Annotated in this window: 20 protein-coding genes and 1 pseudogene; 5 read left to right on the top strand and 16 right to left on the bottom strand. The window is 55.1% G+C overall.

The window, feature by feature from the left end; genetic code table 11:
* Positions 1–28: 28 nt before the first annotated feature.
* The 3 genes from IEW52_RS00105 to IEW52_RS00095 form a co-directional block, all read right to left on the bottom strand.
* Positions 29–1516, bottom strand: a complete 1488-nt coding sequence (locus IEW52_RS00105; RefSeq protein WP_188628058.1) for a Ppx/GppA phosphatase family protein — start codon at positions 1514–1516, stop codon at positions 29–31.
* 7 nt (positions 1517–1523) lie between these two features.
* Positions 1524–3578, bottom strand: a complete 2055-nt coding sequence (gene ppk1, locus IEW52_RS00100; RefSeq protein WP_188628057.1) for a polyphosphate kinase 1 — start codon at positions 3576–3578, stop codon at positions 1524–1526.
* A gap of 74 nt (positions 3579–3652) precedes the next feature.
* Positions 3653–4153: a glycine cleavage system transcriptional repressor gene (locus IEW52_RS00095; protein ID WP_188628056.1), complete on the bottom strand. Its 501-nt coding sequence runs from the start codon at positions 4151–4153 to the stop codon at positions 3653–3655.
* A gap of 257 nt (positions 4154–4410) precedes the next feature.
* On the opposite strand from IEW52_RS00095, the gene pdxH reads away from it, so the two are divergent.
* On the top strand, positions 4411–5046 hold the full coding sequence (pdxH, locus tag IEW52_RS00090; RefSeq protein ID WP_188628055.1) for a pyridoxamine 5'-phosphate oxidase: 636 nt from the start codon (positions 4411–4413) through the stop codon (positions 5044–5046).
* An 8-nt stretch (positions 5047–5054) separates the two neighbouring features.
* Entirely contained in the window at positions 5055–5543 is a 489-nt protein-coding gene (locus tag IEW52_RS00085) for a GNAT family N-acetyltransferase (protein ID WP_188628054.1), read from the top strand.
* Positions 5544–5731: 188 nt separating this feature from the next.
* On the opposite strand, the gene IEW52_RS00080 is transcribed toward IEW52_RS00085, so the two are convergent.
* The 7 genes from IEW52_RS00080 to IEW52_RS00050 form a co-directional block, all read right to left on the bottom strand.
* Entirely contained in the window at positions 5732–6874 is a 1143-nt protein-coding gene (locus IEW52_RS00080; protein ID WP_188628053.1) for a ribosomal protein uL16 3-hydroxylase, read from the bottom strand.
* 350 nt (positions 6875–7224) lie between these two features.
* Positions 7225–8592, bottom strand: a complete 1368-nt coding sequence (gene purB / locus IEW52_RS00075) for an adenylosuccinate lyase (RefSeq protein ID WP_188628052.1) — start codon at positions 8590–8592, stop codon at positions 7225–7227.
* Between the two features lie 47 nt (positions 8593–8639).
* Positions 8640–9263 carry a high frequency lysogenization protein HflD gene (gene hflD / locus IEW52_RS00070; RefSeq protein ID WP_188628051.1) on the bottom strand — a complete coding sequence of 208 codons (624 nt, stop codon included), beginning with the start codon at positions 9261–9263 and terminating at the stop codon, positions 8640–8642.
* A complete protein-coding gene (mnmA, locus tag IEW52_RS00065) occupies positions 9260–10366 on the bottom strand; it encodes a tRNA 2-thiouridine(34) synthase MnmA (RefSeq protein ID WP_188628050.1) in 1107 nt (368 codons plus the stop codon). Before mnmA ends, hflD begins: the two co-directional genes overlap by 4 nt.
* Positions 10367–10457: 91 nt before the next feature.
* Complete coding sequence (locus IEW52_RS00060) at positions 10458–10862, bottom strand: group II truncated hemoglobin (protein ID WP_188628049.1); 405 nt, start codon at positions 10860–10862, stop codon at positions 10458–10460.
* A gap of 20 nt (positions 10863–10882) precedes the next feature.
* Positions 10883–11683 carry a slipin family protein gene (locus tag IEW52_RS00055; protein WP_188628048.1) on the bottom strand — a complete coding sequence of 267 codons (801 nt, stop codon included), beginning with the start codon at positions 11681–11683 and terminating at the stop codon, positions 10883–10885.
* Positions 11680–13068 carry an NfeD family protein gene (locus IEW52_RS00050; protein WP_188628047.1) on the bottom strand — a complete coding sequence of 463 codons (1389 nt, stop codon included), beginning with the start codon at positions 13066–13068 and terminating at the stop codon, positions 11680–11682. Before IEW52_RS00050 ends, IEW52_RS00055 begins: the two co-directional genes overlap by 4 nt.
* Positions 13069–13433: 365 nt before the next feature.
* Between IEW52_RS00050 and IEW52_RS00045 the strand changes: the two genes are divergently transcribed.
* Positions 13434–13883, top strand: coding sequence for a GNAT family N-acetyltransferase (locus IEW52_RS00045; protein WP_188628046.1), 450 nt, complete (start codon positions 13434–13436; stop codon positions 13881–13883).
* Between the two features lie 8 nt (positions 13884–13891).
* Here the strand turns inward: IEW52_RS00045 and IEW52_RS00040 are convergent, their stop codons facing one another.
* The 4 genes and pseudogenes from IEW52_RS00040 to IEW52_RS00025 form a co-directional block, all read right to left on the bottom strand.
* Positions 13892–15349 carry a vWA domain-containing protein gene (locus IEW52_RS00040; RefSeq protein WP_188628045.1) on the bottom strand — a complete coding sequence of 486 codons (1458 nt, stop codon included), beginning with the start codon at positions 15347–15349 and terminating at the stop codon, positions 13892–13894.
* A 3-nt stretch (positions 15350–15352) separates the two neighbouring features.
* A complete protein-coding gene (locus IEW52_RS00035) occupies positions 15353–16807 on the bottom strand; it encodes an AAA family ATPase (protein WP_188628044.1) in 1455 nt (484 codons plus the stop codon).
* A gap of 256 nt (positions 16808–17063) precedes the next feature.
* Positions 17064–17519: an NUDIX hydrolase gene (locus tag IEW52_RS00030; protein ID WP_188628043.1), complete on the bottom strand. Its 456-nt coding sequence runs from the start codon at positions 17517–17519 to the stop codon at positions 17064–17066.
* A gap of 8 nt (positions 17520–17527) precedes the next feature.
* Positions 17528–18124, bottom strand: a pseudogene (locus tag IEW52_RS00025) (pseudouridine synthase); the annotation flags it as partial.
* A gap of 179 nt (positions 18125–18303) precedes the next feature.
* Here IEW52_RS00025 and icd point away from each other — a divergent pair.
* Positions 18304–19557 carry an NADP-dependent isocitrate dehydrogenase gene (icd, locus tag IEW52_RS00020; protein ID WP_188628041.1) on the top strand — a complete coding sequence of 418 codons (1254 nt, stop codon included), beginning with the start codon at positions 18304–18306 and terminating at the stop codon, positions 19555–19557.
* A gap of 353 nt (positions 19558–19910) precedes the next feature.
* On the opposite strand, the gene arcA is transcribed toward icd, so the two are convergent.
* Complete coding sequence (gene arcA, locus IEW52_RS00015) at positions 19911–20627, bottom strand: two-component system response regulator ArcA (protein WP_188628040.1); 717 nt, start codon at positions 20625–20627, stop codon at positions 19911–19913.
* A gap of 490 nt (positions 20628–21117) precedes the next feature.
* On the opposite strand from arcA, the gene IEW52_RS00010 reads away from it, so the two are divergent.
* Positions 21118–21609, top strand: a complete 492-nt coding sequence (locus tag IEW52_RS00010; protein ID WP_188628039.1) for a putative 4-hydroxy-4-methyl-2-oxoglutarate aldolase — start codon at positions 21118–21120, stop codon at positions 21607–21609.
* A gap of 354 nt (positions 21610–21963) precedes the next feature.
* On the opposite strand, the gene aceK is transcribed toward IEW52_RS00010, so the two are convergent.
* A complete protein-coding gene (gene aceK / locus IEW52_RS00005; protein WP_188628038.1) occupies positions 21964–23712 on the bottom strand; it encodes a bifunctional isocitrate dehydrogenase kinase/phosphatase in 1749 nt (582 codons plus the stop codon).
* Positions 23713–23968 lie beyond the last annotated feature (256 nt).

The following is a 23968-nucleotide window of genomic DNA, read 5'->3' as shown; positions in this document are numbered from 1 at the left end:
GGTAACAGTGAGTTGCTACAGCTAGTTGCTACAATTTTACCAGTTCCAGCTGCCAGCCAACCTTGGCCTGATACTCCTGTTCTCGTTGCAATGTGGTTAACAACATCCGGTTGTGTTCGCACCAGGGAGCGGGAAGTTGCAGGCGCAGGCTGTCCTGCTCGGCCAATTCCACCAGCAGTACGGGCAGAGCCTTGTCCTGGCGCCGACGATTGAGGGCCACTGCCAGCCGCAAGATGCGCACCAGCCGCCACAGCTGCGCCTCTGGTAGAGCAGCCAGCGGTTCCAGCTCGGATAATTTGAGTGCCTTGCGGTGAAAGCGTACCAGGGCGGCCAGTGTCTTTTGCTGCTCCAGATTGAAGCCGGGCAAGTCGCTGTGGCGCAATATGTAGGCAGAGTGGCGGTGAATACCGGTAAAGTTGACATGCAGGCCAATCTCATGGAACAGGGCGGCTCCGGCCAGTAACTCAGCAAAAGCGCCGTCCAGCTGCCAGCTCTGATGCAGCTGTGCAAATAGCTCGAGCGCGGTGCTACGGACCCGTTCTGCCTGTTGGGTATCGACGCCATACTGATGGCTGAGGGTTTGCAGGGTATGGCTCTGAACCGAGCTATGATTCTGTCGGCCAAAAGTGGTGTAGAGCAGCCCTTCGCGCAGAGCGCCGTCGGAAAAGGCCATGTTATCCAGATTCAGCCCCTGAAACAGCCCGAGCAAGATCGACAAACCGGCGGCAATCAGCGGCTTGCGATCTTCGCTCAGCCCGTTAATGGCGACCTGGTCAATATGACCGGCAGCAATCAGCTGAGCCCGGATATACAGCAGGCCGGGAAAGTCGATGCATTGCTCGCCGGTGATAGCGCTACACATTTCCAGCAGCGTCTTTATGGTGCCTGAACATCCCAGCACCTGATCCCAGCCCGCGCTGATATAAGAGCTCAGTACGGGAGCCAGCAGATAATGTGCCGCATCACTGGCCTGAATAAATTGCTGCTCATTCAGGTGGCCATCGGCAAAATACTGGCGGGTAAAGCTTACGCAGCCCATGCCGTGGCTGGACACTAGCTTGCAATCGAAGCCCTGACCAATGATAAGTTCGGTGCTGCCACCACCAATATCGATGACCAACACCTTGCCTTGAGTATGCTGGGTGTGGGCTACGCCTTGATAGATAAGCCGCGCTTCTTCATTACCACTGATGATGTCGATGGGGAAACCCAGCGCCTGGCTGGCCTGGTGCAGAAAATCTCCGGCGTTGCTCGCTTCACGCAGGGTAAAGGTACCCGCAACACGAACCTGCCCGGCAGTAAAGCCACGCAAACGCTCGCCAAACACGCGCAGGCAGGCCAGGCCGCGGGCCATGGCTTCTTTACTGAGTTGCAGGCGCTCATCCAGTCCTTCGGCCAGCCGTACCTGTTCTTTCAGGCGATCGACAATACGCAGGCTGTCACCCTGATAGCGTGCAATAGCCATATGAAAACTATTTGAGCCCAGATCTATGGTGGCTACATGAGGTTCGTTCATTAACGCATTATCCTTCCAGCGCTTTCAGATAGTCATAGATAGCGGCCTGGGAGCGGATTTTTCGCCGGTTACCTCTTTCTACATAACGGTTGCTTTGTTCCTGATCCAGCACTCTGGCCTTGGTAGTGTCGCTCAGCTGGATAGCAAGAATATCCATGATGCGTTGTTTCAGAGTGGGATCAAGGACAGGGGTGGCGACCTCGATACGAAAATCGAGATTGCGGGTCATCCAGTCTGCGGAAGAAATGTACACCCTGGGCTGATCATTGTTATGAAACACCAGTACCCGAGGATGTTCCAGATGACGGTCGACGATGCTGATGGCTCGGATATTGTCGCTCACGCCGGGTACGCCGGGCATCAGGGAGCACATGCCGCGCACTATGATGTCGATTTTTACGCCGGCTCGGCTGGCGCCATAAAGGCGGTTGATCAGCCCCTTGTCTACCAGATTGTTGATCTTGAGGATGATGGATGCCGGCAACCCTTGCTTGGCGTTGGCTATTTCGTTGTCAATCATGCTGTACAGGCCGCGTCGGGCATTGAGCGGCGATACCAGCAGATGATTGAACTTGACCCGACGATAAGGCTGGCGAATAAAATCGAACACAGTGGCCACCTCATTGGTGATGTCGGGGTTCGCGGTCAACAGCGAAAAATCCGTATAGATGGTGGCCGTTTTTTCATTGAAGTTGCCGGTGCCCACATGGGCATACTGCACCAGTTGGCTGCCTTCGCGGCGGGTGACCAGACACAGTTTGGAATGGACCTTGAGATTGGGCACCCCAAATTCGACGTTAATACCGGCGTCGGTCATGGTTTTGGCCCACTCTATGTTGGCCGCCTCGTCAAAGCGAGCCCGCAGCTCTATGATGACTGTCACTTTTTTACCGTTGCTGGCGGCGTCCATCAGGGAATAAATAATGCGTGACAGACTGGCGACCCGGTAAACATTCATCTTGATGCTGATCACGGCCGGATCGAATGATGCCTGCCGCACAAACTCGGTCACATGGCTAAAGCTGTGATAGGGAAAATACAGCAAGATATCGCGCCGGCGAATGGCATCGAAAGACGAGGGACTATCGCGAAATTCCCGGCATTTCAGTGCCGGCAGGGGCTTGTTGACCAGGTGCTTGCGACCCACGTTGGGGAAGCCGATAAAGTCTTTGAAGTTGTAATAGCGTCCGCCAGACATCACCGCATCGTGGCCCTGTATCTTGAGCTTGCGCACCAGGATTTGCACCATTTCCGGCGGCATTTCACGGTCGTGTACAAAACGTACCGGCAGGGCGGTGAGCCGCTGCTTGAGGCCATCGCTCATTTTCTCGATCAGACTTTGATCCAGCTGGTCCGACAGATCATATTCCGCATCCCGGGTCATCTTGAACGAATAGGCATGAATCGCATCATACTCGAAGAAGCCGGCAAACAGATCGTTGAGGCAAAGCCGGATCACATTGTCCATGATGATAATGCTTTTCTTGCGCCGACTCTTGCCATGAGGCAAGACCACGAAGCGGGGCAGTACGTCGGTAGGTACTTCGACCAGCGCGGTATGCCGCTCCTTGCCCTTGATCATGCCCACGCATAAATAGGTGTATTCATCTTTGATAAAGCGCACCGGATCTATGTCATCGCGCAGAATAATCGGCGACAGATAGGCGCGTACTTCATTGTCGAAATAGCGTTTGGCCCAGGCTTCCTGATCGGGGTCGAGCTGAGATTCGTTGAGCAGAAAAATATTCTGCCGGGCCAGGGTCATGATCAGCTCATTGTAGACGTCGTCAAACGTCTCACCCAGGGTGATGACCTTTTGCTGAATGTTATGCAGCAGAGTCGCGGCACCATTGGTTTTGCCTTGATCGGCATCGATCAAGATCTGGCGCTTGATATCGGATACCCGAACCCGAAAAAATTCGTCCTGATTATTGGAGAAAATACCGAGAAAGCGTACCCGTTCTATCAGGGGCACGCTTTTGTCTATTGCCTCTTGCAAGACGCGCTCATTAAACGACAGCCAGCTCAGTTCCTTTTGCAGATACCATTTGTCCGTACTCATCATTATTCCTGTCGGCGGGACATGTCATGTTTACGTCCCTTTATGACAGATTTTTATGACAATATAATGGCGACTCAAATGAGATCTATATCGACAACTAAATCATCGCTTAGCGCTTCCAGCTGAGCCTGCAAATCATTCAGGGTCTGGCCATGGGGCAGAGTGAGTATGCTATTGGCTTCAAACAACATGGTGCCGGTAGTCGGGGCCGGGTAGCTGTCGGTTTTAAGGGTTTTTACGCTGATGTTAAGCTGATTCAGTACCGCGGTGACTTCATCGATAATGCCGATTCTATCGTTTGCGGTAACGGTCAGTTTCAGCTTCTGGCCGGGGGGAGCTGCCTGTTTGCCCTCGAGCAGCTGGATCTGAAAATCGGGCAGTTGCTGTAATGCGTCGCCCAGCGCCTGGCTGTGCTCTTCTGGCACTCTGATTTCTACAATACCGGCAAAGTAGCCGGCCAGCTCGCTCATGGCGCTGGCCTGCCAGCTGCCGTGGTGTTGCTTGATAAGCGTGGCCAGTTGCTTGACCAGGCCCGCTTTGTCGGGGCCGATAATGGTGGCGACCAGGGTTCTCATGGATGCTCCTCGTAGAACAATAAGTAGAAAAATAAGTAGTAAAACATTAAGTGGTAAACCATAAGGTTGTCTGTTCAAGATAGACGCAAAGCTGGCTGGCTGTTAGTGGTTCTGGTCGTAAAAGTGACCGTTGCTTGATTTTCTTTGACAGTCAGGCTCGATTCCGACTTTTGTGATCCCGCTCCGGCAGGGCTTGTCTTGCCAATTGGCGATGCGCCGAGCACAATAAGCTATCGCGAACCACGAGAAACGAGTCTATGGAACTGGCCAATTACCGGCGGGAATATTTGCAAGGCGGCCTGCGCCGCAACAGCTTGCCGGATAACCCCCTCTCTTTGTTTGAAACCTGGATGCAGCAAGCCGTAGCCGCTAACCTTGAGGATCCTACTGCCATGGTGGTCGGCACGGTAGACGAACGCGGGCAGCCCTATCAGCGCATCGTACTGCTCAAGCATGTCGATGAACGGGGTTTCGTTTTTTACACCAACATGGGTAGCCGCAAGGCCAGCCAGCTGGCGCAAAATCCGCGCATCAGCCTGCTGTTCCCCTGGCACGGTTTAGAGCGACAAGTGCACGTCACCGGCCAGGTTGAACGATTGTCGACGCTGGACGTGATGAAATATTTCAGTAGCCGCCCCAAAGACAGCCAGATTGGCGCCTGGGTGTCGCATCAGTCGTCACGTATTTCGGCTCGTGGTGTACTGGAAGGCAAATTTCTGGAAATGAAACAGAAGTTTGCCAATGGCGAGGTACCGCTGCCGAGCTTCTGGGGTGGTTTCAGGGTGAAGTTTGATTCTGTCGAGTTCTGGCAGGGAGGCGCCAATCGCCTGCATGATCGTTTTTTATATCAGCGTGAGCAAGACGGCTGGTCGATCGACCGTCTGGCACCTTAAGGTTACTTATGTTGATATGCAGAACCGAACGCCCCGGCGATGGCGATGAGATAGACGAAGTGGTTTACACGGCCTTTGGCCGGGAAGACGAAGCCGATTTGGTGTGGGACTTGCGCGAGCAGGGCGCCATCAGCCTGAGCCAGGTGGCCGAATACGAAGGCGCCATTATTGGTCATCTGGCCATGAGCCCGGTACTCATCAACGGCGAAGACATCGGTTGGCTGGGGCTGGCTCCCGTGAGCGTGTGGCCCGATTGCCAGCGCCAGGGAGTGGCGACCGCCATGATCCATGCGGCGCTGGACAGCGCAAATGAGCTGGACTGGGCCGGGGTGGTGGTATTGGGCGATCCGGCGTTTTATCGCCGCTTTGGCTTCAAGCCCGCCCAGGAGCTGGACTTGAAATGCACCTACCCCAACGCCGGTGAGCATTTTATGGCGCTGGCGCTCAAGCAACCGGCCCCCACCGGCCTGGTTACCTACCATCCGGCCTTCGGGTAAGCAGCCGCTTCCCAGTAGAAGCCTGCTTTAGCTGGCTGGTTTTGCGCAGCAAAACTGAAACGATCAGATTACAGAGTGTCGCTGCGCGACATTGCGCAGCTAAAGCAGCGCCTACAAAAACCAAAAGCGAGATCCTGACGAAGGTCGGGATCTCGCTTTGTATTTAAGCTAGGCGCCGAGCGCTGTTCTTATTCGTCTTCTTCAAAATACCAGTAGCCCTGGTTTACCAGTGGCAAGAGTACTTCCAGCAGTGCCTGGGGTTGCTTCAGGCAGGCGACTTCGGGGCCACAAATACGGGCCTGATCGCATAACAGGGCAATGGCCTCGGCGTCGGGCTCGGCCAGTTGATAGCGCTCCCCGTCCATATAAAATACCTGATCACTGCCTTCCATATAGAAGCAGCGAACGCCAGCCAGTCGATACAGATGATCGCCATGATCCATGCGCAGCACCAGCTCTTCCAGGCTGTACAGGGGGGTTACCGGCTCAAGATCCAGGTCGTGCTTGGCGTCCGAGATCATCTCGCCAAACCAGTCGGCCAGGCGTTGGGGGTCATCCAGTAACTCTGCCATCAAGTCTTTAACCTGAGACATCACCTGTTGGTCGATACGACCATGAGTGGTACTGGCCGCCATGTCGGCGTCGTCAAAGCGGCGGCTGACAGACTCGTGGGCCAGCATATGGTCGGCAAAGCCGGAGATTAAATCCCGTGCATCCGGGGCGCGAAAACCAACGGAGTAATTGAGCGCCGGGGTGTCGGCGTAACCTTCGTGGGGGCAGCCCGGTGGAATATAGAGCACATCACCCGGCGTGAGTATTTCATCAATTTCGGCCACAAAGTTTTCGCAGTGGCGCAGGGCGCCATTGGCGGCAAATTGCTGCAGATTCTGGGGCAGGCCTACCCGCCAGTGGCGAGTGCCTTCGCCCTGAATGATAAACACTCCATATTGATCGATATGCGGGCCCACGCCGCCGCCGGGCGTCGAGAAGCTCACCATCACATCATCGAAGCGCCAGCCCGGAATAAAGCGGAATGCATCCGCAATCTCCTGCACCCCGGGGTGCCACTGGTTAACCGCCTGCACCAGCAGCGTCCAGTCGGCTTCGCCCAGATGATCGTAGCTCTCGAAGGGGCCACTTTCGGCGTGCCAGCGATCATCGGCTCGCCATACGCGACGCGCTTCTATCTGGGGTTCCAGCGCCAGCCCAGCCAGCTCATCCGGACTCAGCGGATCTTCAAAGTCAGAAAATCCTCCTTTGATCAGTATTGGTTTTTTTTGCCAGTACTGAGCCAGAAAGTCATCGATATCGAATTTAAGAGCGCTATGCATGGGCACCTGTAATGATGTAAATCATGTATTGAGAATAGCGGCTATTATGCCTAGCCACAGCAGAGAATGATAGATTCGGGAGACACAGTCATACTAACCACAGCTGTCAGAAAATTAAATTGCTCTCAAAGAGCGATGTTTTTGTAGTCTGGCAGCTTCAGCTGCCAGTCCCGTCTCGGCGGGATGTTTAAATCCTTCTGCTAACGCAGAACCGGCAGCTAAAGCGCCGGGCTACAGGGGGGGTGTTTACGGCTGACGGCTGCCCTTAAGCCGCATACAAAAACACCGAGCCAATTGGCTCGGTGTTTTGTCAGCTGGGCGCCGAGTCCTGGGCGCCTGGCGCTGCTTTTTTACAGCTCGTCGGTCAGCTTGATGGCCTGGCCGATATAGTTGGCGGGCGTCAGTTGCTTCAGCTCGTCCTTCACTGTCTCTGGCAAGTCCAGGCCGTCGATAAAGGTACGCATGCCTTCGGCGTTGACGCGCTTGCCACGGGTCAGCTCTTTCAGCTTCTCGTAGGGCTTTTCAATGCCGTAACGGCGCATCACGGTTTGTACCGGCTCGGCCAGCACTTCCCAGTTCTGGTCCAGATCGGCGGCCAGTGCGTCCGGGTTGGCTTCCAGCTTGCTGATGCCCTTCAGAGTTGCCTGATAGGCGATCAGTGAATAGCCCACGGCCACACCCAGGTTACGCAGCACTGTGCTGTCGGTCAGGTCACGCTGCCAGCGAGATACCGGCAGCTTGGCGGCCAGGTGATTGAAGATGGCGTTGGCCAGACCCAGGTTGCCTTCGGAGTTTTCGAAGTCGATAGGGTTGACCTTGTGCGGCATGGTGCTGGAGCCAATTTCGCCGGCAATAGTTCTCTGCTTGAAGTAGCCGATGGAGATATAACCCCAGATATCGCGGTCAAAATCCAGCACTATGGTGTTGAAGCGGGCAATGGCATCGAACAGCTCGGCGATGTAGTCGTGCGGCTCAATCTGGGTGGTGTAGGGGTTGAAGTCCAGGCCCAGGCCCGTCACAAAACGCTCGGCAAAGTCCTGCCAGTCTACTTCAGGGTACGCCGACAGGTGGGCGTTGTAGTTGCCCACGGCGCCGTTGATCTTGGCCAGCATTTCTACCGATTTAATCTGCTTGAGCTGGCGTTCGAGACGGTAGGCCACGTTGGCCATTTCCTTACCCAGGGTAGTGGGTGAAGCAGGCTGACCGTGGGTACGGCTCAGCATGGGCACGTCGCGATACAGGGCGGCCAGACGCGTTACTTCGTCGATCAGCTGCTGGCAGTAAGGCACGACGACCTGATCACGGCCGGCTTTCAGCATCAGCGCATGGGCGTTGTTGTTAATGTCTTCACTGGTGCAGGCAAAGTGAATGAATTCACTCACGGCGGCCAGCTCGGGCAATACTTCGACTTTTTCTTTCAGGAAGTATTCCACCGCTTTCACATCGTGATTGGTGGTGCGCTCTATGTCCTTGATGCGCTGGCCGTCGGCTTCGTTGAAGTTGGCCACTATGCCATCAAGCAGCGTGTTGGCTTCGCCAGACAAGGCCGGCACTTCACTAATGTCAGCATGGGCCGCTAACGCCTGCAGCCAGCGAACTTCAACTTCCACACGAAAGCGCAATAAACCGAACTCGGAAAAAATAGCGCGTAACTCCTGGGTTTTAGAGCCATAACGGCCATCAACCGGAGAAATAGCCGTTAATGCTGACAATTCCATGAACAACAACTCCTGAACGTTGGGGGGTAAATTTTATTTAAATAGGGTTACTTGCGCAGTGCCGACTGGGCCTGGGCCACCAGGCGCTTGCGTGCAAACAGAATGTGGCGGCGCTTGCCACCGAGCTGGCGCCAGAGTACGGCACTGCGAATTCCGGCCAGCAGCAGGGCACGGATCTGGTGTTGTACCAAGGGCTGCTGTAAATAAGTTGGGTTGCCTGCCACCTGAATGCGCGGCCCTATTGGGCTGACAATGTCGCTGTAAATGCTGGCCAGGTTGGCCAGCACCTGCTCGTCGAGCAGCTCAAAATGATGGCGCTGGCGTTTTACCTGGTTGATCCGCTCACCCAGCATGGCCATTAAATCGCGGCGCTTGGCCAGTTTGCGCTCCAGCGCCACTATGCCCACCAGATAGCGGGTGAGTTCGGCGTTTTTACGGGCGCTGTCGTTACTCAACTGATCGACAATGGCTTGATAGCCCAGCGCCAACTGCTCATGGCCGCCGTAAATGTCCGCCGACTGTTCGGCGTCGGTCACCAGAATGCTGTTCAAGGTGGCCGCCAGGGTTGCTTTGTCTTCTATGGTGCCCTGGCGAGAAACTTGCTGCACCAGGCTGGCCGCCTGACAGATGCCGGCAAAGGCCAGGGTCTGGTTTTCAAGGTTATGGCTCACAGTGACTCCTGACTAAAACGGGTTTCGATAATGCCGCCACCCAGACACACTTCGCCATCATAAAATACGGCAGACTGGCCCGGAGTGACCGCCGCCTGTGGCGTATCGAAGGTGACTTTAATGGTGTCGTCATCCAGCGGCTCTACCAGACAGGGTACATCGGTTTGGCGATAGCGGGTTTTCAGGGTGCAGCGAAACGCCTCGCCAATGGGCGTATGATTAACCCAGTGCAGCTGGCGGGCAATCAGGCCATGGGAATACAAGCGGGGATGGTCGCCCTGGGCGACAATCAGTACGTTGCGCTCCATGTCCTTGTCCACTACATACCAGGGCTCGTCACTGGTGTTTTTCAAGCCGCCAATGCCCAGGCCTTTACGCTGACCCAGGGTGTGATACATCAGGCCCTGATGCTCGCCAATCACCTGGCCGTCCACACTTTCAATGGCGCCGGGCTGTGCCGGCAGGTACTGGGCCAGAAAGTCGGTAAACTTGCGCTCGCCAATAAAGCAGATGCCGGTAGAATCTTTCTTCTTGGCGGTGACCAGCTCCAGTTGCTCGGCAATGCGGCGCACTTCTGGCTTTTCCAGCTCGCCCACCGGGAACAGGCTCTTGGCCACCTGTTGCGAGCTCAGGGTATAGAGAAAGTAGCTTTGATCCTTGTTGCCATCGAGGCCGCGCAACATCTTTGGCTGCTCCTCGAAGCTGCGGCGCACATAGTGGCCGGTGGCAATGTAGTCGGCGCCAAGGTCTTCGGCGGCAAACTCCAGAAAGGCTTTGAATTTGATTTCTTTATTGCACAGGATATCGGGGTTGGGCGTGCGGCCGGCCTTGTATTCGGCCAGAAAGTGCTCAAACACATTGTCCCAGTATTCGGCGGCAAAGTTGATGGTATGCAGCTCTATGCCCAGCTTGTCGCACACCGCCTGGGCATCACGCAGATCTTCGGCTGCGGAGCAATACTCGTCGGTGTCGTCTTCTTCCCAGTTTTTCATGAACAGGCCTTCCACCTGATAGCCCTGCTGTTGCAGCAAATAGGCCGAAACCGAAGAATCCACACCGCCGGACATGCCGACAATCACTTTTAACTGACAGTTATCGCTCATTACTCGCCGTCACCTGATTGCAAAACGGCTGGTATTTTACCAGACAAACGCCGCCAGCGGGAGGCCATCGCGGCAAATCATTGGTGCGTTTTTAATCCCGGGTGCGGCAGCGCTCGGCGGGCACGCTCAGGGCTTGCAGCAGGTAGCTTTTAAACTCGGGCGCATAGTCCTGTCCGTCCAGTGCTTGTGCCATGCAGGCCAACCAGGCGTCGCGTTCCGCAGGGCCTATGGCCAAATCCCCGTGGGCGCGGGGTATGCTGATGGGGCCGTATTTTTCACGGTATAAAGACGGGCCACCCAGCCAACCGGCTAAAAAGCGCGCCAGTTTGTCGGTGCTTTCATCCAGATTTTCCGGGTGCATGGCACGGATCACGGCGGCATCGGCGCGGGTGCTCATAGCGTGATAAAAATCCCGGGCCAGCCGGCGCAAGCCGTCCTCGCCGCCGGCGGCTTGATAAGAGCTATCGGCCAGGCCGTAAGCGGTCAAAATCTGCATCGTCAGTTTCTCTGTATTGTTCAGGTTATATCGTCTGGTGACGAAGTGGCCGCAGGGGGCGTGGGATCCAGGATGGGTTGCAGCATTTTACCGAATTCCAGTGGCAGCGGGAATATGATGATCTTGCTGTTGTCGTTGGTAATTTCGGTCAGGGTTTGCAGGTAACGCAGCTGTATGGCTTCCGGTTGCTGGCCGAGCATGCGCGCTGCTTCCAGTAACTGCTTGGAGGCCTCCAACTCACCGGTGGCGTGAATGATTTTGGCCCGGCGTGAACGTTCCGCTTCGGCCTGACGCGCAATGGCGCGAATCATGGATTCATCCAGATCGACGTGCTTGATTTCAACCGCGGTCACCTTGATGCCCCAGCCGTCGGTACTTTGGTCCAGAATGCGCTGCAAGTCTGCATTCAGGGTATCCCGGGCCGACAGGATTTCGTCCAGCTCATGCTGCCCGAGCACCGAACGCATGGTGGTTTGTGCCAGCTGGCTGGTGGCTTCCAGGTAGTTTTCGATATTGATAATGGCCTTTTGCGGATCCAGCACCCGAAAGTACAGCACCGCATTCACCTTCACCGTGACGTTGTCTTTGGAAATAATATCCTGTGACGGCACATCCATGGTGATGATTCGCAGATCAACCCGCACTATCTGCTGCACAAAGGGGATCACCAGAATCAGCCCGGGTCCCTTGATCTTGTAAAAGCGCCCCAGCAAAAAAATCACGCCGCGCTCATATTCCCGCAAGATACGAAACGCGCTGGTAAACAGCATCACCAGCAACACGATGATCAGTATCTGAAAATAGATAAAGTCGATAATCATGGATGTGTCTCCTTTGAGGGGGCAAGCAGGGGGGCAACGGTTAGCGTCAGGTCGTGTACCGCCAGTACCACTACCGCTTGTCGAGCGGCAATGGGCTGCTGGCTGGTGGCTTGCCAGCGCTCGCCTTGCAACATCACACTGCCGCTAGGGGCTATATCGGTCAGGGCAATGCCTTCGCTGCCAATCATGGCCTGGTAGCCGGATACGGGTTGAGTATGGCGTTGCTTTATCATCAGTCTGACCACCACTACGATGAGGCCGATCGTGACCAGAGCAAAAGCCCCGATAACCGGCCAGGCAATACGAAACGCCTGATCCGGCGTATCAAACAACAATACAGAGCCAAGTACAAAGGCCACCAGGCCGCCCCCGCCTAAAATACCAAAGCTGGGCGCTAGCGCCTCGGCAATCATTAACGCCAGGCCCAGCCCCAGCAGGGCTAATCCTATGGTGCTGAACGGCAGCATTTGCATGGCCATCAAGGCCAGCAATAAACAGATGGCCCCCGTGACGCCAGACACGCCAAAGCCCGGGCTGTAAAACTCCAGCAGCAGGCCATAAATACCCACCAGCATCAGCAGGTAGGCGATATTGGGGTTGCTGATAATCATGATGAAACGCTGGCGCCAGTCGGGTTGGCGCAGCTCGGGCGTTAACTGACTGCTGTCAAACACATAGCGGGTATCGCCAAGTGATATGTCCCGGCCATTCAGCGCCACCAGCAGGGCCGACTCATCTGCTGCTATCAGTTCAATCACGTTTTCTGTCAGGGCTTCGCTGGCGGTAAGTGTAGCGGCGTCCCGTACCGCCAGCTCGGCCCAGTCGGCATTGCGGCCTCGAAGCTGAGCCAGCGAGCGGATATAGGCAATGGCGTCATTCAGCGTCTTGCGCTCCATGGCGGTGCTTTCCTCTACTGCCTCGGGAGAGGGCTCGGCATCATCGGCGGGGGCATCACGGGGGTTGGGTGTGTTTTTTTTATCGGACTTGTCTGCCTCGGGCAGTATGGATCCCCCCAGTTGCACCGGCGTTGCCGCGCCAAGATGAGTCCCTGGTGCCATGGCGGCCACATGGCTGGCATACATGATGTAGGTACCGGCAGACGCGGCTCGGGCACCGCTTGGGGCAACATAGGTAACGATCGGAATACGGGAGGCCAGCATGGCACTGATGATATCGCGGGTCGCGCTGTACAGACCGCCGGGGGTGTCCAGCATCATAAGGACAAAGGCGGGTTGCTCGGTTTGCGCCTGCTGAATTTCGGTCACAATAAAGTCGGAAGTGCCCGGCCCTATGGGGCCTGTGATATCCAGCTGCCAATATCGCTCCTGTGCCAACGCCGGCAGGCCCAGCAAAAGTAACAGCAATATCGTTGCGCCCCATTTCATCAGTTCGCTCCCGCTTCATCCTTATTCAAGCCTAGCGTATTTGATATGGGTTGGTTGTTTTTTGTACTGAAAGGGCCACTGAACAGCCGTCAGCCTGAAGCTAAAGACAAACACCACACCTTGTAGTCCAGCGCTTCAGCTGCCGGTTCTGCGTTAGCAGAAGGGTTTTAAATATCCCGCCAAGACGGGACTGCCAGCTGAAGCGCCAGACTACATAAACACAGTTCGTGTCTTATGCTATTTTCCCCAATCCCCAATCCCCAATCCCCAATCGCCAATCCCCAATCCCCAATCCCCTTTCGCTTTTGTAGCACTGGACTTTGCCTTACCATTTATAGCTTCAATCAGTTATGGCGGAAAATAGTATGAAGATAAGAGCGGCTACCAAAGCCGATATGGCGCAGATATTCCAATTAGAGCAGGCCGCCTTTGGCGCGCACTGTTATCCGGATTTTCTGTTTCGACAGCTATTGGATCTGTGGCCGCATTACCTGCTGGTTGCCGAGCACGACAGGGCCTGTAATAGCTCACTGGCAGGATTCGTGGTTGGCGGTATTGGCGAGAGCCGGCATCAGGGCTGGATTATGTCGTTGGCGGTGGACGAGCAGGTGCGTGGGGCGGGCATAGGCAAAGCGCTGTTGCAGACGTTGCTCGACAAGCTGAGCGCAGACGGCTGCCAGCAAATACGCTTAACGGTACATCCCGACAACCGCGCCGCCGGTTTGTATCATGCCCTGGGCTTTATACATGAAAGCACAGAGGCGGATTATTTTGGACCGAACGAGCCGCGCCATGTGCTGCTGCGCTCGGCCTGAGGGGGAGGCTATTGCAGGCGCGCCGCCTGCTCCAGGCTTTTCCAGTCACTGAACAAATGTACCGGATCGCATAACTGGCTCATGGCATGCAAGGCGGTGGCATAGCCCAGCTGCAAACCAAATACCCGGACGCCTTGTTGATCTTTGGCCTGCTCGACCTGCTGGCGCAATTCGGGGCTGACCTGAAACTCGCCGTCACTGACCAGCAAAATATCGGCCTGTTGCCAGGCTTGCTGCTGCAAGTCTTTCAAGGCAGCCAGCAGCGGCGTATTAACATCGGTACCGCCACTGAACGAGCCGCGCAGCATATCCAGCAACTCCGGCAAGGTGAGCTCTTGATTATTCAGGGTTAACAGCTCATCGGTGCCGCCAAACAAATACACCAGGCAGCCGCGATTTTGCTGCTTTGCCAGGCGCAGCGCTTCCAGAACCAGGGCTTTGGACACCTGCTCGGCCATGCCGTGCATGGACGCCGAGGTATCCAGACACAGAATAATCGGCCCTTGCTGCAAGCCCTGACCGGCGCCTTCGCCCTTGCCGGAGCGGGGCGAGGTCCAGTCGCTGCCCGCATCTATGGGCATCACGCCGGCTACCGCATAACTGAGCAGCCCCTGTTCGGCGCGTCGGGCATGCCACAGCATGTGCAACACTTCATGGCCCATAAAGGCGGCTTCCAGCGGCAGCATGCGCGCCAGATTATCGGAGCGGGTAATGCCCTCGGTTTCCATGGGAATGCCGGGGATTTTACGTTGTTGCGGCCCTTGCTCTTTGGGGCTCATTTTTTGCAGCAGGTGACTCAGGCTGGCCTTTTGCTCCGGATCCGGCCTTTGCTGGCCCAGCAGTTGCAGTAATTTTTGCAGTGGCTGAATTTGTGCCACCCACTGGCTCAAGCGCAACAAGTCAAACCAGGCACGGTCGCGCAAATCACCGGTGTTTTGATCGTTACCAATGGCCGGGGCAATACCCAGCTCTTCCGCGACCTGATCCATCGACTGCCAAAGACTGACTCTGTGCTGCCATTGCTCGGCCAGCTTGTGCAAAGCGGCCCAGGTATGGCGGGCGCGGGCTTTTTGCTCGGCAAGGTCAGCCGGCATACCGTGCAAGGTCAGGCCGTTGGCCACGGCAGGCCAGGACAGCTCCACCTGCTCCAGGGTGAGCAAGATATCCTGCACCACCGCCTGTGCGACTTCCGGGGTGTCCTGGCTATAATCCAGCGCACCGGACTTGGCCAGCAAGACGCGAATGCGCCGCTCGGTGCTGGTCGATAACCACTGGCTATCGGCCACCTGAGTACGCGATTGTGCACCGGGTGTTAGCAGCTCGCCCTTGTCCAGTTGCTGCAACCAGTGCAGCACCGTATTGGCTCTGGGCACCAGGCTGCCCAGCGAGTGGGTCACCACCATGGCAAACAGGTTTTCCGGCAAAACCGCTAAGGGCGCAAGGCCGGCTGGCAGTGGATTCGCCATGGCTTAGGCCTCAACAGGCAAGGCGGCAAAGGCGTGATGCAAGTCGTGCAGCCGTGATTTTTGCTGCAGTAGTTGCTGCTGCTGGCGCTCCAGTTGGCGCTGTGCCTGAGTGGCCAGGTTCTGTTCCAGCCACAAGTGCTCGGCCAACCGCTCGGTCAGGCCCGTCAACTGTTGCTCCAGCCAGCTTAAATACTGGTTAAGCTCGGTGATGCGCTCATCCAGCTGGCGCAGGCGCGAGGCAATGTGCGCCGCCGGCCAGGCCTTGGGTTGCAAGGCACTGGGGCGTTGATACTGCTCCATGATGGGCTCGTACAAGTCAATATTACTGCCAAGATTGCGAATTTCCTGCTCGGTAAAGCTGGAATTGGGCACGCGCGGCTGGCTATACAAGAGGTCTCCGGTGGCACTGCGCTTATGGCGCTGGCCTTTGGCCTCGACCACGGTTTGACCTTGTTCGTCCAGATACAGCTGATAGCCTTGTTCGTCGAGAGCCGGCACGATTGGGTCTGCATCCTGCTCCAGCTTGTGCTGCCAGCTGTCGACCAGTTCCGTAAACAACTGCGGGTTAAAGCCGGGATCGGAGGCCATATTTTCCTGTAGCCAGCTATTCAACGACTCAAACTGACCCGGCTGTTGCCACAGGCAATGGGGCAACAACCAGGCATCAAACAAGCCTGCTTCCTGGTCGCCATTACAAAAGGCCGACACCTTGAGCAGCTTCACCACCTTGCGCCAGCGTCTATCGGAGACGGTAATTTCCTGTTCGGCCAGGAAGTGGCGCAAGCTGTGCAGCAAGCGAATGAGCGCCGCCGACAGGGGCAGGGCGCTGGCGCCCTCGCGAATGGCCGTCAAGTCATCCTGAGTAAGGCGCTCACTTTGAGCGGGCGCCTGATAGTCATGATTAAGGGTAAGCAGCTGGGTAAAGCTGTCATCCTGTATCGGATCGACCTGAAAACGCAGCAGAAAACGGTCATAAAGGGCATTCAGTTCGGCGCCTTCCGGCAACTCGTTACTGGCGGCAATCACCGCAATCAAGGGTACAGAGACCCGCTGGCTGCCGTTATCGAACTGGCGCTCGTTAAGAATGGTCAACAGGCTGTTCAGAATGGCGCTGTTGGCCTTGAATATTTCGTCGATAAAGGCAATCGCCGCTTCCGGCAGATAACCTTCGGTTTGGCGCAAATAGCGGTCTTGCTCCAGCGCCTTGATTGACAGCGGGCCAAACAATTCTTCCGGCACCGAAAAACGGGTCAGCAAGCGCTCGAAGTAACGGCCATCATCCACCAGGGTATGAAGGCGGCGCGCCATTTCGCTTTTAGCGGTGCCCGGCGGGCCGAGCAGCAACAAGTGCTCACCAGACAAGGCCGCCAACAGGGCGAGTCTGGCTGGAGTATCCCGTTCTAGCAGCCCTTGCTGCAAATGGGTGATCAATGCTGCAATACGGGATTTAACGACCATGTGTCAGACCTGTAAGTTAATTGTATTAAAAGTATATTGTTATTGTACTCAAAAAGTGTGATGTAACCAAACCAGTCGAAAACCTTGTTCAGACAAACACCGACCGTGCCCTGTAGCCCGGCGCTTTAGCTGCCGGTTCTGCGTTAGCAGAAGGGTGTTAAATATCCCGCCGAGGCGGGACTGCCAGCTGAAGCGCCAGACTACAAAACCAAGATCCTGATGTTCGTCAGGGTGACGGCTTAAAACTCCCGGCTTTTTAGTACTGTTGCTTGAGTGCGCTGACAGGGAAGCGCTGGCCGGCGAGATAATCGCGAAACGAGGCGACTATCATAGGGCTGCGCAGCTGGGGGCCCAGGGCTTCAATTTCTTCGAGTGTTAACCAGTGACAGCGAATAATATCGTTATCGGGGTCTTGGGGCCGGGTGGCCAGCGGCTCTGGCACTTCGGCACAAAAGGTAAAACGCACAAAATGGGTGCCATTGTCCGGGGCTTCAAACTGATAGATGGCCACTGCCTGTTCGAGCGGTATGCTGAGCCCGGTTTCTTCCAGCAGCTCGCGTTGGGCACCGGCCAGCAAGCTTTCCCCCGGTTCAAGATGACCGGCGGGCTGATTGAAACGGATTTGCCCCTGCTGCCATTCTTCCACCATTAAAAATCGCTCGCCGGCGCGCACAATAACGGCCAGCGTAACGGCAAACGGATGATGACTCATTGCACTTTTCTCCATTGCCCCGAGGGCAGATTGTCCAGCGTCCAGTCGCCCACCGCGTAGCGGATCAACCGCAGGGTCGGAAAACCGATATGAGCGGTCATACGCCTTACCTGTCGGTTGCGTCCTTCAATTACCTTGATTTCCAGCCAGCTGGTAGGGATCTGCTGGCGTTCTCGAATGGGCGGCGTACGGGGCCAGACTTCGGGCGTCGGCATGATGCGCACCTGGGCGGGCAGGGTAGGGCCGTCTTTCAAGGTCACGCCCTGGCGCAGTTGCGTTAAATCGGCCTCGCTAGGAATACCTTCTACCTGCGCCCAGTAGGTTTTGGCGGTTTTACGCCCCGGCTGGGTCAGGCGGGCATTAAGGGCACCGTCGTTGGTCAGTACCAGCAAGCCTTCACTGTCACGATCCAGGCGGCCGGCGGCATACACGCCTGGCTGGGTCACAAAGTCCGCCAGAGTTTGGCGGCCGTCGCCATCGGTAAACTGGCACAACACCATATAGGGTTTGTTGAACAGCAGCGTCACCGCAGGGCCTGCGTTGGCCGGTTTGGGAATGGTCTTGGACTTTGGTCTTGAGTTGGTGCGTGGTTTTTTGGCTTTCATGGCAAAAAGGCTTAATAAACAGAGGCTTCACAATAGCAAAAATAGCCACTAACGGCTAATGCCACTCAGGCTGAACTGTGATCGGCGCAATATCTATTGCCGATTTTATGGCCTATGCTGCTGTTACTTCATACAAAAAATAATTCACGAAGCCCCCCTGAATACATAAGGAACCGTCGATGATGTCAAAGGTCACTGTGCCCACCCAAGGACAAAAAATCACGCAAGATGCGAGCGGAAAGCTCAAGGTGCCTCACGATCCTGTTATTCCTTTTATTGAAGGCGATGGCATTGGCGTGGATGTGACGCCAGCCATGCAAACCGTGGTGAATGCGGCGGTAGCCAAGGCTTACAATAACGAGCGCAGTATTCACTGGATGGAAATTTATACCGGCGAAAAAGCCACCCATATTTATGGTGAAGATACCTGGCTGCCGGAAGAAACCCTGGAATTGATCCGCGAGTATCATGTGGCCATCAAGGGGCCGCTGACCACGCCGGTGGGCGGGGGTATTCGCTCGCTTAACGTGGCGCTGCGCCAGCAACTGGACTTGTATGTTTGCCTGCGCCCGGTGCGCTATTATCAGGGCACCCCCAGCCCGGTTAAACAGCCCGAGCTGACCGACATGGTGATCTTCAGAGAGAACAGCGAAGACATTTACGCCGGTATTGAATGGCAAGCCGACAGCCCGGAAGCCAACAAGGTGATCGACTTTTTGCAGAACGAGATGGGCGTGCAAAATATCCGCTTTGCCGAACATTGCGGTATTGGCATCAAGCCGACCTCCAAAGCCGGCACCGAGCGGCTGGTGCGCGCCGCGCTGCAATACACCATTGATAACGACAGAGACTCGCTGACCCTGGTGCACAAGGGTAATATCATGAAGTTCACCGAAGGTGCCTTTAAAGACTGGGGCTACGCCCTGGCTCAGGCCGAGTTTGGTGCCAGTCTGATAGACGGCGGGCCCTGGTGTTCTTTCACCAACCCCAACACCGGCAAAGAGATCGTTGTAAAAGACGTTATCGCCGATGCCTTCTTGCAGCAAATTTTGCTGCGCCCGGCAGAATACGACGTGATTGCCTGCATGAACCTGAATGGGGATTATATTTCCGATGCGCTGGCCGCACAGGTGGGCGGCATTGGCATTGCGCCCGGGGCCAACATTGGCGACGGCGTGGCCTTGTTTGAAGCCACGCACGGCACGGCCCCCAAATACGCAGGCCAGGACAAGGTTAACCCGGGGTCACTGATCCTGTCTGCCGAAATGATGTTGCGCCACATGGGGTGGAGCGAAGCGGCCGACCTTATCGTTAAAGGCATGGAAGGCGCGATTGCCAACAAGACAGTCACCTATGATTTTGAGCGACAAATGAGCGGAGCTACCCTGCGCAAGTGCTCGGAGTTTGCCAACGACATAGTCGCGCAGATGTAACAACCCGAGCTCGCAGGATCTCGGTTTTGTAGTCTGCCGCTTTAGCTGGCAGTCCCGTCTTGGCGGGATTTAAAACTATCCTGCTAACGCAGGACCGGCAGCTGAAGCGCCGGGCTACAGGGGCGGTGTGTATTTGAATTTTTGCCGTCATCCTGACGGACGTCAGGATCTCGGTTTTGTAGTCTGCCGCTTTAGCTGGCAGTCCCGTCTTGGCGGGATTTAAAATCATGCTGCTAACGCAGCATCGGCAGCTGAAGCGCCGGGCTACAGGGGGGCGTTAGGGGGCGGTGTGTATTTTTGTCGTTCGATAGCTTACCTAATAACGAAAAACCCCGCGGCCGCGGGGTTTTTGTTTAGCCTTCCAGGTCGCCGCAGAAGCGGTAGCCTTCACCGTGAATGGTGGCGATTATTTCAGGGGTATCGGGAATCGATTCAAAGTGCTTGCGAATACGACGAATGGTGACGTCCACGGTACGATCGTGGGGTTTAAGCTCGCGGCCGGTCATTTTCTTCAGCAAATCGGCACGGCTTTGGATCTGGCCCGGGTTTTCACAAAAGTGCACCATGGCCCGAAACTCGCTGCGTGGTAATTTGAACATTTCGCCATTGGGGCTAACCAGGGCGCGGCTGTTAATATCCAGCGTCCAGCCATTAAAGCGATAGGCTTCTACCAGCTTTTCTTCTTCCTGCGCATCCGGCGTTTGCATGGTGCGGCTAAGCAGGTTGCGAGCACGAATGGTCAGCTCACGCGGGTTGAAGGGCTTGGTAATGTAGTCGTCCGCGCCAATTTCCAGGCCCAGAATCTTGTCAACTTCATTATCGCGACCGGTAAGAAACATCAGTGCCAGATTGTGTTGTTCACGCAGCTCGCGAGCCAGCAACAAACCATTTTTGCCCGGCAGGTTGATGTCCATGATCACCAGGTTGATTTTGTTGTTAGACAGCGCCTTGTACATTTCTTCGCCATCTGTGGCTTCCAGCACCGAGTAGCCTTCTGCCTCAAAAATACCTTTCAAGGTGTTACGAGTCACTAACTCGTCTTCAACAATAAGAATGTGTGGAGTCTGCATGTGCCTACCTGTTTGTTAGATGTAAATAGAATTTAATATCAACAGTTGCCGGAGTGGGAGAAATGTATCATTTGTTACTCTACCGCTTGATTCGCCGTGTTACTCCCCTTGAACAGGGGTAAGTATCGGCCCGGTTATACTGCCTTTTTTGAGCCGTTTTTTATTTGCATCCCATGCAGTTACTGCTTTGCGCCCAAAAAATAGACAGACGGGACAAACAGAGGTCCATTACCTAAAGTTGCGGTATTTTAACAGTTAACAGGAGCATAACAACAGTCTTCACCTGATAATGTTAAATAGTTTTAGGGACTCACTTGACCGAGATCAAGCGTTTTTTGAATGAGGCATATTTTTAAGCCGCTATGCTTGAGCGAGAATTAGAGTTTACGATGCTTTAAGAGTAGTGTGGGTAGCCATCGATATTGTTCGACACTCAAGTGCGGGCAATGATGTAACTCTACAATCAATGTGACTGTGTCAGGAGGTTAAGGTGTTGGATTTATTACCAGATTTATGTGATGAACACGGCGATATCGTCGAGATATTAGAGCCAATATTCAACGATTATGGTGCTGCGCATACCTTTTGGGGCCAGGTGGTCACCGTAAAATGCAAGGAAGACAACTCTCGGGTGCGCGAGCTGGTAGCGACGCCGGGCACCGGCAAGGTACTGGTGGTTGATGGCGGCGGCTCACTGCGCCGGGCTCTGATGGGCGATCAGCTGGCGGCATTAGCGATAGAAAATGGCTGGGCCGGTGTGGTGATTAACGGCGCGCTTCGCGACGCGGCAGCCATTAGTGAAATGGCGTTGGGCGTAAAGGCGTTGGCAATCTGTCCGATGAAAACCGAAAAGCACGGGCTGGGCGAAGTGGATGTGCCCGTTACCTTTGCCGGTGTTACCATTGAGCCCGGCGATTATCTCTATGCCGATATCAACGGTATTCTGATTGCCCGCGAGCCACTGAGCCATCATTCTTTTTAAGGACGGTGTTGGCTTTATGCCGTTATCCTGATGGGTTTTTGTGAAGAGTAAAGGGTGAAGTGTAAAGCGAACAAGCCAACCAACCCCAGAGAGCGGGTGTGTTTTGTAGCCTGGCGCTTCAGCTGCCAGTCCCGTCCCGGCAGGATTTCTGCTAACGCAGAACCGGCAGCTAAAGCGCCGGGCTACAACTACTCCCCAATCCCAATCCCCAATCCCAATCCCAATCCCAATCCCAATCCCAATCCCAATCCCAATCCCAATCCCAATCCCAATCCCAATCCCAATCCCAATCCCCAATCCCAATCCCAATCCCCAATCCCCAATCCCTAGTCCCCATTCCCAATCCCCAATCCCTTACAGCTCTGCGTCTTTACCCGCAGTGGTATAAAGATACTGAAAGCGGCGTTTACGCCGATACGGAAAAACATCACCCACCTGCCCATCGGTAATATTTTGCTGCAACGCTCGCCAATATTGGGCGGTAAACAGGTTGTTGTGTTGCGCAGGGAACGCACTGCGAATACGCGGGCTGCTTAGCAAAAAAGTGGCAAACTCCTCCGGAAAAATATCGTTGGGGGCCACCGAGTACCAGGGCTCGGCACTTAGCTCGTCTTCCGGGTACCGGGCTTTGGGAATATCCCGAAAATGACACTCGGTCATGTAGCTGATTTCATCATAATCATAAAACACCACCCGGTTGTGTCGTGTTACCCCGAAGTTTTTAAACAGCATATCACCAGGAAAAATATTGGCAGTGGCTAACTGTTTGATGGCATTGGCATACTCGTCCAGCACTTCTCCCAGTTGCTGTTCATCGGCCTGGTCCAGATAGATATTCAGCGGTGTCATGCGCCGTTCGGTGTAAAGATGATGGATCACCAGAGTGTTGTGGGTGAGGGTGATCTGGGAAGCCGCCACCTGCTGTAATTCCGCCAGCAGCTCGGGGCTGATGCGGCCCAGTGGCAGCTCAAAGTTGGTAAACTCCATGGTGTCGGCCATGCGGCCGACCCGATCGTGCTGTTTGACCAGGCGGTACTTGGCCCGCACCATTTTGTGGCTGATGGCTTTGGGCGGCGTAAATTTATCCTTGATGATTTTAAACACCACATCAAAAGAAGGCAGGGTGAACACCGTCATCACCATCCCTTTGATGCCCGGTGCGGGTACAAATTGATCGCGCGACTGGTGCAGCTGTTGTAAAAAATTGCGATAAAACTCGGTTTTTCCGTGCTTCTGGCAGCCTATGGCGCTGTAAATTTCATGATCCGCCTTGTTGGGCAGCAAGGGGCGTAAAAACTGCACCAGAAGGGCGGGCTCCGGGCACCACACCATGAAGTAGGCGCGCGCAAAACTGAACAAAATCGAGGCGTCGTCATAAGACAGGATCAGGGTATCAAGATACAGTCCGCCACTATCATCATGCAAAATAGGCAAAATAAAGGGCAGCGTCAGGTTGTCGCACTCGATTCTGGCAATGAGGTAAGCGCCTTTGTTGCGAAAAAACAGCGCGCTGATCACGCTGAGGCTCATGTTTTTCTGGGCAAGCTCGGCGGGGCCAAAGTCTTGTATATAGCGGCGCACATAGGTCAGGTCTCGTGCCAGATCAGTAAAGGGGACGGTAAGCTGCAACCCGTGCAGCACCTGCTGTAGAGTGTGCTCCAGTTGCTCCAGGCTGGTGTGGTACTGCTGCCAGTAAGGCGATTTATCTACAGCAGGGGCGCGCTGTATAAAACCGTGCACATACAGGTTGGTGGCGTTAGTATTTTGATGATGAAACGAGCGTCGATAAATGGAGTTGTAAAATGACTCGGCAATCTCGGGGTTGGGGTGCTCAATCAGCAAGTCGTTAAAGGCCTGTTTGATGGCCTTCAGCTCCAGCGCGCTAAAAGGGGCGCCGCCTCTTTGATCGCGAATGGCATACAAGGTGTGTTGCACATGTTGATCATACAGGCGAATACGCTCGCCAGCCGCCTGTTGCACTGCCAGCCAGTCTTGCTGCTCAAAGCGCGCCTGTGCGCCCTGGGTAATATCAATAAAGTGACGATAGAAATCATCAAACCGGCTCATGATAATACGAGCCACCTCCATGCCGCTGCAGTCCATTCAGCCTCTCCTTAATGCATAAAAAACATCCACGTTGAAACGTAACGCAAATAGCAGGACGCGTCCTTGTTGGTGGTCGCATTATTGGGGGATGGGGAAAAGTGAAGGGTAAAGGGTAAAGGGTGAAGAGTGAAGGGTGAAGTGTAAAGCGTGGAATGGCCCGACTAAAGTAGACACTAGTTTAAGCAGCATTAAGTTGCTGCGCATATGCGTTGGGGGTTAACCCTCCCAGCGCAGTGTGTTGTCTTACTTTGTG

The organism is Oceanisphaera marina, from assembly GCF_014643915.1.
Taxonomy (GTDB): Bacteria; Pseudomonadota; Gammaproteobacteria; order Enterobacterales; family Aeromonadaceae; genus Oceanimonas; species Oceanimonas marina.
Note: the sequence above shows the minus strand (reverse complement) of the source record. Positions and strands in the feature narration are given on the sequence as shown.

What these genes read in the sequence shown, in the direction of transcription:
- arcA (WP_188628040.1), bottom strand. Translation starts at nt 20,627, where the DNA reads ATGCAGACTCCACACATTCTTATTGTTGAAGACGAGTTAGTGACTCGT.
- IEW52_RS00050 (WP_188628047.1), bottom strand. Translation starts at nt 13,068, where the DNA reads ATGAAATGGGGCGCAACGATATTGCTGTTACTTTTGCTGGGCCTGCCG.
- IEW52_RS00060 (WP_188628049.1), bottom strand. Translation starts at nt 10,862, where the DNA reads ATGCAGATTTTGACCGCTTACGGCCTGGCCGATAGCTCTTATCAAGCC.
- icd (WP_188628041.1), top strand. Translation starts at nt 18,304, where the DNA reads ATGATGTCAAAGGTCACTGTGCCCACCCAAGGACAAAAAATCACGCAA.
- IEW52_RS00045 (WP_188628046.1), top strand. Translation starts at nt 13,434, where the DNA reads ATGAAGATAAGAGCGGCTACCAAAGCCGATATGGCGCAGATATTCCAA.
- IEW52_RS00055 (WP_188628048.1), bottom strand. Translation starts at nt 11,683, where the DNA reads ATGATTATCGACTTTATCTATTTTCAGATACTGATCATCGTGTTGCTG.
- mnmA (WP_188628050.1), bottom strand. Translation starts at nt 10,366, where the DNA reads ATGAGCGATAACTGTCAGTTAAAAGTGATTGTCGGCATGTCCGGCGGT.
- IEW52_RS00080 (WP_188628053.1), bottom strand. Translation starts at nt 6,874, where the DNA reads ATGCATAGCGCTCTTAAATTCGATATCGATGACTTTCTGGCTCAGTAC.
- ppk1 (WP_188628057.1), bottom strand. Translation starts at nt 3,578, where the DNA reads ATGAGTACGGACAAATGGTATCTGCAAAAGGAACTGAGCTGGCTGTCG.
- IEW52_RS00095 (WP_188628056.1), bottom strand. Translation starts at nt 4,153, where the DNA reads ATGAGAACCCTGGTCGCCACCATTATCGGCCCCGACAAAGCGGGCCTG.
- IEW52_RS00035 (WP_188628044.1), bottom strand. Translation starts at nt 16,807, where the DNA reads ATGGTCGTTAAATCCCGTATTGCAGCATTGATCACCCATTTGCAGCAA.
- IEW52_RS00030 (WP_188628043.1), bottom strand. Translation starts at nt 17,519, where the DNA reads ATGAGTCATCATCCGTTTGCCGTTACGCTGGCCGTTATTGTGCGCGCC.
- IEW52_RS00040 (WP_188628045.1), bottom strand. Translation starts at nt 15,349, where the DNA reads ATGGCGAATCCACTGCCAGCCGGCCTTGCGCCCTTAGCGGTTTTGCCG.
- aceK (WP_188628038.1), bottom strand. Translation starts at nt 23,712, where the DNA reads ATGGACTGCAGCGGCATGGAGGTGGCTCGTATTATCATGAGCCGGTTT.
- IEW52_RS00085 (WP_188628054.1), top strand. Translation starts at nt 5,055, where the DNA reads ATGTTGATATGCAGAACCGAACGCCCCGGCGATGGCGATGAGATAGAC.
- IEW52_RS00105 (WP_188628058.1), bottom strand. Translation starts at nt 1,516, where the DNA reads ATGAACGAACCTCATGTAGCCACCATAGATCTGGGCTCAAATAGTTTT.
- pdxH (WP_188628055.1), top strand. Translation starts at nt 4,411, where the DNA reads ATGGAACTGGCCAATTACCGGCGGGAATATTTGCAAGGCGGCCTGCGC.
- purB (WP_188628052.1), bottom strand. Translation starts at nt 8,592, where the DNA reads ATGGAATTGTCAGCATTAACGGCTATTTCTCCGGTTGATGGCCGTTAT.